9 protein-coding genes and 1 pseudogene are annotated in these 13,116 nt (G+C 70.8%); 8 read left to right on the forward strand and 2 right to left on the reverse strand.

Features of this window, described 5'->3' with window-relative positions:
* Nucleotides 1-541 precede the first annotated feature (541 nt).
* Complete coding sequence (locus AC0OLQ_RS23655) at nucleotides 542-2,152, forward strand: ricin-type beta-trefoil lectin domain protein (RefSeq protein ID WP_484528093.1); 1,611 nt, start codon at nucleotides 542-544, stop codon at nucleotides 2,150-2,152.
* Nucleotides 2,153-2,305: 153 nt separating this feature from the next.
* On the opposite strand, the pseudogene AC0OLQ_RS23660 reads toward AC0OLQ_RS23655, so the two are convergent.
* A pseudogene (locus AC0OLQ_RS23660) lies at nucleotides 2,306-2,671 on the reverse strand (PhoD-like phosphatase N-terminal domain-containing protein); the annotation flags it as partial.
* 383 nt (nucleotides 2,672-3,054) lie between these two features.
* Here AC0OLQ_RS23660 and AC0OLQ_RS23665 point away from each other — a divergent pair.
* Both AC0OLQ_RS23665 and AC0OLQ_RS23670 read left to right on the forward strand, forming a co-directional pair.
* Nucleotides 3,055-4,878: an ABC transporter ATP-binding protein gene (locus AC0OLQ_RS23665; protein WP_484528094.1), complete on the forward strand. Its 1,824-nt coding sequence runs from the start codon at nucleotides 3,055-3,057 to the stop codon at nucleotides 4,876-4,878.
* A gap of 41 nt (nucleotides 4,879-4,919) precedes the next feature.
* Nucleotides 4,920-6,605, forward strand: coding sequence for an ABC transporter ATP-binding protein (locus AC0OLQ_RS23670; RefSeq protein WP_484532412.1), 1,686 nt, complete (start codon nucleotides 4,920-4,922; stop codon nucleotides 6,603-6,605).
* Between the two features lie 260 nt (nucleotides 6,606-6,865).
* Here AC0OLQ_RS23670 and AC0OLQ_RS23675 read toward each other — a convergent pair whose 3' ends face one another.
* Entirely contained in the window at nucleotides 6,866-7,369 is a 504-nt protein-coding gene (locus tag AC0OLQ_RS23675; RefSeq protein WP_484528095.1) for a hypothetical protein, read from the reverse strand.
* Between the two features lie 499 nt (nucleotides 7,370-7,868).
* On the opposite strand from AC0OLQ_RS23675, the gene AC0OLQ_RS23680 reads away from it, so the two are divergent.
* From AC0OLQ_RS23680 to AC0OLQ_RS23700, 5 genes are all read left to right on the forward strand, one after another.
* Nucleotides 7,869-8,552, forward strand: coding sequence for a hypothetical protein (locus AC0OLQ_RS23680; RefSeq protein WP_484528096.1), 684 nt, complete (start codon nucleotides 7,869-7,871; stop codon nucleotides 8,550-8,552).
* A gap of 38 nt (nucleotides 8,553-8,590) precedes the next feature.
* Nucleotides 8,591-9,811 carry a M23 family metallopeptidase gene (locus tag AC0OLQ_RS23685; protein ID WP_484528097.1) on the forward strand — a complete coding sequence of 407 codons (1,221 nt, stop codon included), beginning with the start codon at nucleotides 8,591-8,593 and terminating at the stop codon, nucleotides 9,809-9,811.
* Between the two features lie 457 nt (nucleotides 9,812-10,268).
* Nucleotides 10,269-10,847, forward strand: a complete 579-nt coding sequence (gene shbA, locus AC0OLQ_RS23690) for an RNA polymerase sigma factor ShbA (protein ID WP_484528098.1) — start codon at nucleotides 10,269-10,271, stop codon at nucleotides 10,845-10,847.
* On the forward strand, nucleotides 10,844-11,707 hold the full coding sequence (locus AC0OLQ_RS23695; RefSeq protein ID WP_484528099.1) for a hypothetical protein: 864 nt from the start codon (nucleotides 10,844-10,846) through the stop codon (nucleotides 11,705-11,707). Before shbA ends, AC0OLQ_RS23695 begins: the two co-directional genes overlap by 4 nt.
* A gap of 775 nt (nucleotides 11,708-12,482) precedes the next feature.
* Nucleotides 12,483-13,040, forward strand: a complete 558-nt coding sequence (locus AC0OLQ_RS23700) for a hypothetical protein (RefSeq protein ID WP_484528100.1) — start codon at nucleotides 12,483-12,485, stop codon at nucleotides 13,038-13,040.
* The last annotated feature ends 76 nt before the right edge of the window (nucleotides 13,041-13,116 follow it).

Here is a 13,116-nt window from a genome sequence, read left to right on the forward strand (position 1 = left end):
AGGTTCTTGATCTCCGCCACCGCCGCAGGGAGCATAGTGCTTCCGATACCCGTGTTGCAGGCCCAGGTCGTCTCGGTCGCTGCCGTGCGGTCCGCACGCCGAGTCCATAGCGCGCAGCGCGACCCTGTTTCGTCCCGAACGCGGCTGCGGTGCACCGCTCGATGCCATCGGCTGTCGTCTCGTATCTCTCAGCTCGGCTATGCCCCCGCCTGCTGTCGTAACGCCGACCGAGATGGCAGGTTCGTTGCCTCTTTGCTGATCCCGCGAGTGCAGGCGCCTGCAACGCATCGACTCGCGCCTCGCCGACGCCCTGGCCAGTGGCGCGCGCCGGCGATCCCTCCCACAGCGGTTGCGCCGCTCCAACATATTGATGTTGGTTTACTTTACTGCGACTATTAACTTCCTTAACAGTTGACTCCGCCGTCCCGGACGAGCGCCCGCCACCGACCGGCCAGCCCGCTACGGCCAGACCCGGTGACCAGCCTGCCGCCTCGGCGGATCGTCTCGAATTGAACCCGCTTCCTGCGGAAAGGACCAGGACATGGCGCAACGATTGGCCGGGGTTACATCCGGCCGGCCCCGCATCCGGTTGGCCGCCGCGTTCGCCGCGGCCACGCTCGCCGTACCCGCGAGCCTGATGGTCGGCATTCCCGCGGCATCCGCGGCCGTCGTGGGGGCCATCACCGGATACGGCGGCAAGTGTGTCGACGTTGCCGCGGCGAACCCGGCCAACGGCACCCAGGTGCAGCTCTACACCTGCAACGGCACTGCGGCACAGCAGTGGACGATCGCCGACGACGGCACCGTCCGGGCGCTCGGCAAGTGCCTCGACGTCCCCGCTGGCGGCACCGCCAATGGCGACAAGGTGCAGATCTACGACTGCAACGGCACCGGCGCGCAGCAGTGGACGTACGCGAGCGGACAACTGACGAATCCGGCCTCCGGCAAGTGCCTCGACGCGACCGGCCCGAGCTCGGCCGACGGCACCCCGCTGCAGATCTGGACCTGCACCGGCGCCGCCAACCAGAGCTGGACGCTGCCCACCGGCGGCGGCACCCCACCCCCCTCGGGTGGGTTCACTCACCCCGGCGTACTGGTCAGCCGCGGCCAGCTCGACTTCGTCCGGGCCCGGGTGCAGGCCGGCGCGCAGCCCTGGGCCTCGGCCTACAACCAGATGATGAGCAGTTGGTATGCCAACCTGTCGCGGAACCCGGCGCCCCGCTCGGTCGTCGAGTGCGGCTCCTACTCCAATCCCAACTACGGCTGCACAGACGAGCGCGAGGACGCCATCGCCGCGTACACCGCCGCGCTCGCCTGGTACGTCACCGGTGACAGCCGGTACGCCCAGAAATCGATCCAGATCATGGACGCCTGGTCGGCGACGATCACGTCACACACCGGCAGCAACGCCCCGTTGCAGACCGGCTGGGCGGGTTCGGTCTGGCCCCGGGCCGCGGAGATCATCCGGTACACGTACGGCAGTTGGCCCAACGTGACCCGGTTCGCCACGATGCTGCGCAACGTCTACCTGCCGATGGTCCGCAACGGCTCCAACAGCAACGGCAACTGGGAGCTGAGCATGATGGAGGCCGCGGTCGGCATCTCGGTTTTCCTGAACGACCAGGCCAGTTACGACGAGGCGGTCACCCGCTACCTTAACCGCACCCACGCCTTCATCTACCTACCCAGTGACGGCGCCCTGCCGTACACGGTGCCGGGCAGTGGGCTGGACACCAGCAGTGAGATCATCAACTACTGGCACGGCCAGTCGACCTTCGTGGCCGGCCTCGCCCAGGAGACCTGCCGCGACTTCACCCACACCGGGTACGGGATCTCCGCCATCTCGCACGTCGCGGAGACCTCCCGTATCCAGGGACGGGACCTGTATCCGCAGGTCGGTGAGCGGTTGCGGCAAGCCCTCGGCTTCCACTCCAAGTACCAGCTCGGCGAGCCGGCACCCTCCTGGCTCTGCGGCGGCAGCCTCAACCGGGGCCTCGGGCCGATCACCGAGGTCGGCTACAACGCGATGGCCAACCGCCTCGGTTTCGCGATGACCAACACTCAGACCCTGACCCTGCAGCAGCGCCCCGCCGGCAGTAACAACCTCTTCGTCGCCTGGGAGACCCTGACCCACGGCGACAACCCGTCCTGACCGTGCCGCCAGGTCCGGCCGCCGTCGAAACCGTCGGCGGCGGCCCGACCCTGCCCTTGCCGAAAACCTCATCCGCCCGGGAGCCGCTGTAAGCGGATCTTGACGGGGTCCCATGATTATCGGTATACGATCCGCCGGCGCGGTGCGGGTCCGCCCGACCGGGCTGAGCTGCGTCCCCACGCGGAACCGGTAGTAGTACTCGCGATCGGGGCGCAGGCCGGTGACCTCGGCGTGCACCGAGTGGGCGAGCTCCGGCGTGCCCGGCTCCGCGCCGGCGCGGACCACCTGCCGGAAATGCTCGTCTTCGGCCACCTGCCATGCCACTGGGACGACCCGCGGCGGCATGCCGCCCGACCCGTCTACAGCGAGCGGGTCCGGCGCCAGCCGGGTCCACAGCACCACACCGTCGGGGAACGGGTCGCCGGAGGCGACGCCCAGCGTGAATGGGTTGTCAGCGAAACTGAGGCTAGGTGCGGTCCAGGCCGAGATCGCCTCGGCTTTCGGGCGGCGCCCACTCACGCGATTCGGCCCCGCCTATTCCTGATCTTGAGGGCGACGACGACGGCGGCTTCGTGGTGCAGCCGTTTGACGACGCTCTGGTAAGCGTCGCGGGTGATGCGGTTGGCGTCAGCTGAGTGTTGGGAGGAGTTGCGTACCACCACGCCATGGGTCACGGGGGCGGCCCGGGACCGCGAAAGCTCCGACGGCAACCCGTTCAGCTGCGAGGAGCGCCTGCGGTCCCTGGCCATCGGCAGCCTCAGCAGCAGTGCGGCCCGCGCCGGGATGACACGACCGAGCCCGGGGATATTGGGTGGGTACGTCGCCAGCCCGCTCGGTAGTTTTGGCGGGTGCCCCCACAGATTCCGCATCCCGAGCCCGGCGTGCCGGACACGAGGGGGCCGATGCGGTACGTCTGGTGGCTGGTTTGCTGCCAGCCCTGGCGGGTGCTGCGCGGCACCGTGGTCGGCACGGCGTGGATGATCGGGCTGTCGGTCCGGCCGTACCTGGTCTCCCGCGCCGTTGACGACGGGCTGCGCGTGCACGACACCCGAGCCCTGCTGCTATGGGTCGTGGCAATCGTCGTCGCGGGGGTGGGGCTGTCGTACCTGGGGATCATGCGGCACCGCACGATGACCTTCGTCCGGGAGGACGCTACAGCCCGCTCCGCGGCGGTCCTGCTGCGCCAGTTGTCCCGGATCGGCGCGGTGCTGCCGCGCCGGCTCGCCGCGGGGGAGGTCGCCACGGTCGGCGGCTCCGACATCGGCTACACGTCGCAGGTGCTGACGATGACCGGCCCGGGCGTCGGCGCCGTCATCGCGTACGCGGTCATCGCCGTCGTGCTGTGGTCGGTTTCCCCGTTGCTGGCGCTGTGTGTGCTGCTGGGCGTGCCGGCGATCGCGCTGGTCATCGGACCGTTGCTGCGCCGCCTCGAACGGGCGGAGTCCGTCTACCGGCACCAGCAGGGCGTCCTCACCACCCGGGCCGGTGACATCGTGGCCGGGCTGCGGGTGCTGGCCGGGGTCGGCGGCCGCGGCTTGTTCGCCCGCCGGTACGCTGCCCGCTCGCAGGACCTGCTCGCCGAGGGCTATCGGGTCGGTGCCGTCTACAGCTGGATCGACGCGTTGACGGTCGCCATACCGGGGCTGTTCCTCGCGGCCGTGGTGTGGCTCGCGGCTCGGATGGCGGTCGCTGGCGACATCACCGTTGGGCAGATGGTCGCCGTCTACGGATACGTGGCGACGCTCATCGTGCCGGTCTGGTTCCTGCTTGAGGGAAGCTACGGCGTGATCCGGGGCCGCGTCGCCGCCCGCCGCATCATCGCTCTGCTCAACCTGACCCCGGATCACGTCGGCGGCCCGACCCCGCAGGACGTGGGCGGGCAGGGAAACGTACCCGGTGCCCGCCGGCCGCTGGCCAGGTCCGCGCCGGTACGGCCCGCAGACCTGTACGACCCCGCTTGCGGACTGACTGTGCGCGACGGTCGGCTGATCGGCGTGGCCGCCGACGACCCGGCCGAGGCCATCGCCTTGGCCGACCGGCTCGGACGCTACGTCGTCAGCGACGTGACCTGGGGCGGCGTGCCGCTGGCCGGGATCGCACTCGACCAGGTTCGCGCCCGGATCCTGGTCGCCGACCACGACTCGTACCTCTTCGCCGGGACCCTGCGGGACATCCTGAGTGGCCGGGAGTCGAGCGCCGACGGGCGGGCGGGGAATGGCGATGGCCGCACCCGGGCAGGGAACGGTGACACCCTCGCCCAGACGGGAGGCGCTGACCACCGGATCACGGCGGCGCTGCGTGTCGCGTCGGCAGAGGACGTCGCCGAGGCGCTCCCGGACGGGCTCGGCACCCCGATCGACACCCGGGCCCGCACGCTCTCCGGCGGCCAGCGCCAACGGGTACGGCTGGCCCGGGCGCTGCTCGCCGAACCTGAGGTGCTGATCCTCATCGACCCGACGTCGGCGGTGGACGCGCACACGGAGGCGCGGATCGCCGAGCGGCTGCGCGTCGCGCGGGCCGGGCGGACCACGATCGTGCTCGCTACGTCACCGTTGCTGCTCGGGCACGCCGACACGGTCGCGCATCTGAGCGAGGGTCGGATCGTCGCCACCGGCACGCACGCCGAGCTGCTCGAACAGGACCGGGGCTACCGGCAGTTGGTGGCCCGGGGCAGCGACGACCTCGACTTTGAAGACTTCACCGGGCCTAAGGGGGCGTTGCGGTGAGCCGGCTGCCAGTAGCGGACCGTGCCGCCGTCCGACGGGAGATGCTGGACCTCGTCGGCCGGGACCGGCGCGCGGTCCTGGTCGTGCTGGTGTTGCATGGTGCCGCCGCGATCGCCGGACTCGCTGCGCCGTGGCTGCTCGGCAGGATCGTCGACCAGGTTGCCGTCGGCACGGGCGTCGCCACCGTGGACCGCTTGGCGGCGGCGATCGGCGGATGCGTTCTGGTGCAGGCGCTGCTCTCCCGGTACGCCCAGTACGCCGGTCACCGGTTCGGGGAGCGGGCGGTTGCCCGGCTGCGCGAGGAGTTCATCCGCAAGACGCTCGTCCTGCCCGTCTCCGTCGTGGAGCGGGCCGGCTCCGGGGACCTCGCCACCCGCAGTTCGGTCGACGTGTCAACCGTCGGGACGACCGTCCGCGACGTCGTGCCCACCATCGTCATCGCGTCGGCGCAGCTGACGCTGCTGTTCGGGGCGATCTTCCTGCTGCACCCGATGCTCGGCCTGGTCGCGCTGGCCGGGCTGCCGCCGATCTGGGCGGCGAGCCGCTGGTACCTGCGGCGGGCCAGCTCCGCCTACCTCGCCGAGGGCGCCGCCACCGCGGAGCTGACCGAGACGCTGACGACCACCGCCGAGGGCGCGCGCACCGTGGAGGCGCTGCGCCTCACCGACGACCGGATCGTCCATGGCGCCGAGCGCATCGCCCGGGTGTGGGCCACCCGACGGGCGACGCTCGCGCTGCGGACAGTGTTCTACACGGTGGTGGAGGCCAGCTATCCGTTGCCGATCGCCGCAGTGCTGCTGGTCGGCGGATTCTTCCTGTCCAAGGGGATGGTATCGCTCGGTGAAGTGGTCGCCGCCGCGCTCTATCTTCAGCAGGCGATCGAGCCGTTGGACCGAATCCTGCAGTGGACCGAACAGGCGCAGCGCGGCTTCGCGTCATTCGCCCGCGTGCTCGGCGTCGGCCAGGTGCCACCGGAGCCGCCCGGCAAGGCCTCCGCGCCACCCGGGGAGCGGCTCGTCGTGCGCGGCGCCCGATTCTCATACACCGACGGCCATGAGGTCCTGCACGGCATTGACCTGGAGGTACGGCCCGGCGAGCGGCTGGCCGTCGTCGGCCCGTCGGGCGCCGGGAAGTCCACCCTGGCCCGGCTGTTGGCCGGGATCGACGCGCCGCGACACGGCGTGGTCAGCATCGGCGGCTGCCCGGTCACCGACCTGGATCCCGCCGAGCGCCGCCGCCGGATCGCCCTGGTCACCCAGGAACACCACGTCTTCATCGGCTCTGTGCGCGACAACCTCGCCTTCGCCGCGCCGGACGCGTCCGACGAACAGATGCGAGCCGCGCTGGTCGCGGTCGGTGCCGACTGGTACGCCGAGTTGCCCGACGGCCTCGACACGGAACTCGGCGACGGGGCCAGGCAACTCGGGGCGGCCGAGGCGCAGCAGCTCGCGCTGGCTCGGCTGGTGCTCGCCGACCCGCACACGCTGATCCTCGACGAGGCGACAGCGGCGCTCGATCCGACCACCGCCCGGCGTACAGAGCGGGCGCTGGCGGCTGTGCTCACCGGCCGGACCGTCATCGCGATCGCGCACCGGCTCAACACCGCCCACGACGCCGACCGGGTCGCCGTGATGGAGGACGGCCGGATCACCGAACTCGGCAGCCACGACGAACTCGTCCGGGCCGACGGGACCTACGCCTCCCTCTGGCGCTCCTGGCACAGCTGAAAGGTCCGTGCAGCAACGCCCGGGCCGGCTCGCCGTCGCGCCCTGCTCGCCCGATCTCCCGCAAGCTCGCTCTTCATATCCATTCCTGTAGGTAGACCCGTCCGAGCCCGCGAACTCATCGGTCGGTGGCTACACCCCGTTACGTTTTGATCGTCTCCAGCCGGGACCGTGACCGACCCGGTCAGCCGCGCCTACCGGGACCGCAAGCGCGCCGAAGACAAACGCCGCACGCCGCGCTGATCTGCCTGGACCGCCGCCGCTTACCGCGTGCGAAACAGGACCACCGCCGCAGCGAGAAGACAGCCCGGGTGACAAGTCACGGCGCCGAGGAGAAAGGGGAAGTACCACCACCCGTAGAGGTCGTGGGTGTACTGCTGGTGCGCGAGATCGATCGGCCCGACGAGCGGCGTGCAGAGGACTATCACGATGATCAGCGCGGCAGCGGGAAGCACCATTGCGATGTGCTCGTTGTGGTAGGCCCGCCCCCTGAGTAGGTAGCCCAGCGCCGCAGTGATGAGGAAGAGGGCGGTCAGGGCGCACCCGAGCAGGAACGGCAGCACGGACTGGTCACCGGCCTCGCCGGTGAAGGGGATCACGCGGCCCTGCGACACCGCCGAGGCGAAGATCTCGTCCATCCGGGCGACCAGCACTCCGGTCACCACCACCGCTGTCCCGGCCAGGGCGGTTGCCAGCCAGACCAGTCCCAGGCCCACCCGGCGGGCACGATGGGTGGGTTGAGGGGACGCCGGCACGGTGACGGGCACCGATTGACGCTAACAGGGCGGTGTGGGGTGCGCGATCACATGCGCTCCGGGTCGGCCGCACTTCCCCCGGGCGTTGGTTCGGGCCGGTTCCGCTCGGCCAGGTGCGGCTGGCGGCGAGGTCACCGGCATATGCGTCGATCACCGCCTGCCAGGCGCTCGTGGTGTCGCTGACGGCGGTGACGGCCTGCCGAACCGCGGTGTGGAAGCGCCACAGGTCCACGTCCAGGTGGTCTCGGTTGAGGCGGTAGCGGTCTTCGGTGTGCTCGATGATCGTCAGCCCGCGGGCGGCCCGGACGAGCAAGGCGTGCGCCCACGGGCGCATTGACCGCGGTGCGAGATCATCATCTGACCGAAGATCTGCAACGCTTCCAGCGTGGCTGTCGTGTCGTTGAAGCACTGCCGGCCCCCTGCCGGTGGTCGTGCACCGCCTGCTCGGTTTCCTGCCGGCGGGTGCACCTGGCCGGGGGCGATCGTGGGCGGGTCGGCTTACAGTGTGGGAATGTGGGAGTCTGTCGCCGCGTCGGTGGCTGGCATGATGGGCGCCGTGGCCGCGGCTGCTCCGGCGCCGCCACCGGCCCCTGCGGTGGAGGCCACGCCGGTGCTGACGTCGACACCGTTCGGCGCGCTGCCGGGGCAGGGGGTGACCCACACCGTCACGATCTCCGGTAGGGGCACCCTCACGGCGACGCGGGTTACGTTCACCACCACGGCTGATCTCGATGGTGTCATCGCCCGAGCCGAGCCGGGTCGGTGTGCAGCATCCCCTCGTACCGTTGTCTGCGACCTTGGTGACCTGCTTCTGGGTGCCGCCGCGGCGGTGCCGCGGATCACGATCACCGGGCGGATCCGCCCGGGTGTTCCGCCGGGCACGCTGGTCCGCAGCCGGGTCAGTGTCACTTCGGTGGAGTCCACTGCGGCCGTTCCCCAAATCGCCAGCAACGCCTATCTGCTGCCGGGCTCGGCGGCCACGGCCGCGGCCCCAGATCCAGCGTTGGAGTCGCCGGCCGTGGCGAGTGAGGTCCGGCCGCCCGGAGGGTCGCTGCGGGTGCCGGCCGTTGCGGCGGCGGTGGTGGTCGGCGTGGTCGCGGCGGGCATTCTGCTGACGCGTCGACGGCTGCGGCGGCGTCACGGCCTGCCGCCCCCCGGGCGGGCTGTTACGACCAGGCAGCGGGATCCGATGTAGCAGAGGGACGGCAACGCGGTCGACGGCGGGAGTACGTCATGGGCGAACGGTGGTGGAGGCAGGCCACGCTGGCGACCGTCGCCGGGGCGACGCTGGTGGTGACATCCTTGTGCCTGACCGCCGGGGCGGCGACCGCCGGGGCACAAAGCTCATCAGCGCAGGGACCCCTGCCGACCCTGCCGACCCTGCCGCCCCTGCCGAGCCCGTCGCTGACCGTGTCGCTGCCACCGGTTAAACCGCCGAAGGTGACGCTGCCGCCCATCAAGCCGCCGTCGGTGAAGCCGCCGCCCGTCCCGTCGGCCACTGCGTCGACCCGACCGCCTGCGCCACCCGCGATTATTCCGCCGACGGCCGGCAAGCTACCGCGGGTGGGCGTCTCGGCTCCGCCCAGCAACGACGGGCCGATCGTGAGCCGCGGATCGGCCCCTGCCCTCATCGCTGGCGACCCCGGCGCCGACCTGTATCCGCAGCCGCCGGTGGACGCCGCCGTCACCCCACAGGCCCGCCAGGTCGCCGCGCTCAGCGACGTCCAGCACCGGATCCAGTACCTGGAAAACATTCTCGCCCGGACCCGCGATGACCTCACCAGAGTGCAGCGCGAGCCGGACCCAGTGCTGCAACTGCTGACGTCCCTGACCGCCGGCGGGGATGCGGATGCCTCGCCCTTCGCCGTGGCGGACTCTCCGGATGTGGTGGACACCCCCACCGGTCGCGCTGTCGCCCTGTCCGGCGCGATCACCTCCGGCCAGGCCGAACTCATCCGTCGCCGGACGGAGGAGGCGCGGCTTCGGCAGGAGATCAACCGTCGCGTCCGCGCGGTGCCCGCCGTGGCGGCACCGGCCCGCACCGTCGCCACGGTCGGTGAGGGCCGGCTCGGGCGTCCACTATCGGGCCGGCTCACCAGCAAGTACGGCACCCGGCTCGACCCGTACTACCACGTGTGGCAGTTGCACCCGGGCGTGGATCTCGCCGCCCCGATTGGTACCCCGATCCTCGCGGCCGCGGACGGCCGTGTGTCGCGCGCCGGCTGGTACGGCGGCTATGGCAACTACACCTGCATCGATCACGGCAGGGCTGACGGGCAGCGCCTGTCCACGTGCTACGGCCATCAGTCCAAACTGATGGTGTCGCCCGGTCAGCGCATCCGCGCCGGCCAGGTCATCGGACTGGTCGGATCGACCGGCGCCTCCACAGGTCCCCACCTGCACTTCGAGGTACGTCTCGGCGGCCGCCCAGTCGACCCTCTACCTTGGATCTGAGCCGCACCATCCCCTGGACGGGACGCGAGGGCGTCGGCCGGGGGCCAGGGCCACCGAAGAAACCGTGGAGGATCTGGCGCGGCGCCGGCCGAGCCAGTACGCAGTCCTGACGCGCTCGGCCGTTCCGACGAGCGCGAAGGCCACCGCGTCTTCGGAAACACCGACTTGCCGGCGCCGGACGGACCCATCAGCACGGAGACCTCACCAGCCGGCAGGGCAAGGTTGTCGTCCGACCAAACCGGTTGGCCACCGAAGGACTTTAGTCAGCTCCTGCACGGCGACTTTGACGACCACCGACCCTCTCTCACCTGATTGCTACCTGACCTCGCGGCGGCACGCCCTCACGCAACAACTTTTTTGGGTCTCCCGTTCCGCGGCGCAACGTGGGCTAGGCAAAGAGGCATACGTCTCGATAGCGTGCGGTTAACCTGCCGGTAACAAAGGTGTCTCGCATCCCATGACCACAGCGATCGAGCCAGAGCTCGTCCGCCGGGCCGCCGCGGGCGACCGAACTGCGGCCGCGGCCCTGCTCGCCGACCTGCGACCACGGCTCGTCCGCTACTGCCGGGCCCGGCTGGGCCGCATCGGCGGGGTGCACACCACGGCCGACGACGTCGCGCAGGAGGTGTGCCTGGCGGTGCTGAAGGCCCTTCCCCGCTATCGGGAGCAGGGAAGGCCGTTCTCGGCGTTCGTCTTCGCTGTCGCCGCGCACAAGGTTGCCGACGCCCAACGGGCGGCGGTGCGGGGCTCCGCCGTCGCTATCACCGACACCTCACTGGAGCGACCGGACGCCGCGCCGGGGCCGGAGGAACAGGCTGTCGCGACGGATCTGGCCCGTCGGCTCTTTGTGCTGCTGCACCGCCTCCCCCACGTGCAACGGGAGATCATCACGCTGCGGGTGGCGGTCGGTCTCAGCGCTGAGGAGGTCGGCGCGATCCTCGGCATGTCGGCACCGGCCGTACGTGTGGCCCAGTCCCGAGCCCTCGCCCGACTCCGTGCTCTTGCCGGCGACGGACTCGACGAGGTGGCGGCATGAGTGAGCACTGGCCCGACGGTGGCGAGGAGCCGGACCTCACCACCGTCGCCTACGACGACCTGCTCCTCGACGTGCTCGGAGGAGGCGGCGGATGGGAGGCCGACGTCGACGGCCTGACCGCGATGCTGGCCGCATGGCGCGCCGACCTCAGCGCCGACGAGGAGAACGCCGACGTGGCGGGCGCCCATGGCCTATACGGTCGGACGGACGTCCACCATCCGGTCGACCGGGTTCGGGCCGATACCACCTCCGGGCATTTCCTCGCCTCGGCCCCGTCGCGGCCGTTCATGCGGCGGGTCCTGCGGCTGGCCGTCGCTGTGGCCACAGCCCTCGTGCTGGTGACTGCGCTGGGGGTCGGCAGTCGCAACGCCGGGCCGAACAGTCCGCTCTGGCCGCTGACCAAGGTCCTGCATCCCGAGCTAGCGGAGGTACGCGATACCGAGCGCACGATCGCCCGCGCCCGCGCCGCCGTCGCGGCGCGACGGTTCGAGCAGGCCCGGCAATTGATCGATCAGGCCCTGCAGGATCTGACCCGGATCACCGACACGGCCGAGGCCGCCCGCCTGCGCGCGGACATCGACGCCGTCCTGGACGACCTGACCGCTCAGGCCGGTTGCCCCACCTTGCCCCGGTGCGCGATCATCCCGACGCCGTCGCCGGTCGCCTCGACGGCCAGTGGTCCCCACGCAGCCCGCAGCTGGGCGCCGGGAACGACCACCTCGGCGCGGCGTCCGGCCGCACCTGCCCCCTCATCCAGCTTCCGCTCCAGACCCTTGTCGCCGGTGCCCGAGCTTCCCCTGCCGCCGGCGCCGGCCCCATCGGTACTGCTGCCGCTGCCCACCGGAGATCTGCTCGGCTGACCGGCTCCCTGGCATCCCCGATGGGCGCCTCCGACACCACCGGTTGGACCGTCGGTCGTGGCCCGTTTTCCTCTCGCGAGCGGGTCGCAGGCGGGGACCTGGCAGCGGATGCAGCCATGGGTGTCAAGCAGGGGCGGCCGGGTGTCAGCGGCGGAGGCTGTCGATGTGCCCGTTGGCTTGGAATGTGCCGTTCGTGGCCGGTTGCGATCAGTAGCGGCAGACGGTGCGTTCGGATTTGCCGATCCGCGCGGCGATGTTCGCTGGGTGTAGATCGGACTGGACTACCCGGGTTGACGCGGCGGGGCGGAACGGACGGCGGTCAGCTACCGCTGGAGATCTGCGTGCCGAAACTGATAGAAGGGCCCGATCGGCGTAGGACGCGGGTGGTGTGACCTGCGCGTTACGAGATCAAGCTGCCCACCTCGGTCTATCTGCCCTAACCCCGCCTGGCCTGCGGAAATCCGTCTTGGCATCTCTCAGGGTCGGTGGTCGCGGTCCGCCCTCCTAGAACTAAATGAGGACTGATGCAGTGCCGCTGCCGCCATCTGGTCCGTAGATTCCCAAGACCGCTCCGCAGTCGTTCGGCAACGTCCGCGTCGCCCTGGTCGCCGCGCTCTCGGCAACTGGACCGGTCCCGGCTCGTCCGGAGCGGGTCGCCCCGGTGGCTCCCAGGCGTGGCTTCCCGTTAGTAGGCGCTCGTGACGGAGGTCACCGGCCGTCCAGCGACCAGCCCTGTTCCCAAGCCAACCGGCACTGCAGCGGCTTGAATAGCGGTGTGCAGGTCAGCAAGGACGGGCGGAGTTGGCGCATCGGCGCCGCTGACGATGTGGACTGGATCGCCGGTCACACCACTGCCGGTATCTCGATCACCACCGCCATCCCGGCCATCTTCGACGCCTACGCCACCACGTACCAGGCCGACGACGTCACCGCCGCCGCCTACGAGCACGCCCTGGTCGATGACCTCAGCACGCACACCGCCGACCAGCCGTGGTGGCTGGCTTACCTCGACACCGGCGCCCACGACGTCGTCTTCCCCCGTGCCCCCAGGGTGTCGCTTTACTGGAACTGGCCATACGTGCTGGTCGAGGCCGGCCCCGAGCAAGCCCTCACCTGGCGGACCGGTCACATGCGCCACGGCCGCGGGTCGCTACCCGACCTGTTCTTCCCCGCCGACCGATCATGGCTGGTCTCCGCACTCTGGGACGACACCTGGACCTGCGTCGGCGGCCCGGAACCGCTGATCCGCACCCTTCAAGGCGACCCTGTGGCTAACGCCCGCCGGATCCGACCCGACGAAGACGCGCTGCCGCCGGGGCTGACCCGCGAGTGACGTCCAACGCTCAAGCCCATCGCGCCACCACCTCTGCCGGTCAAGCTGTGGACCAGCAGTCTCCTGCCAAGCCTCG

This window comes from Micromonospora sp. Utrum1, assembly GCF_057197805.1.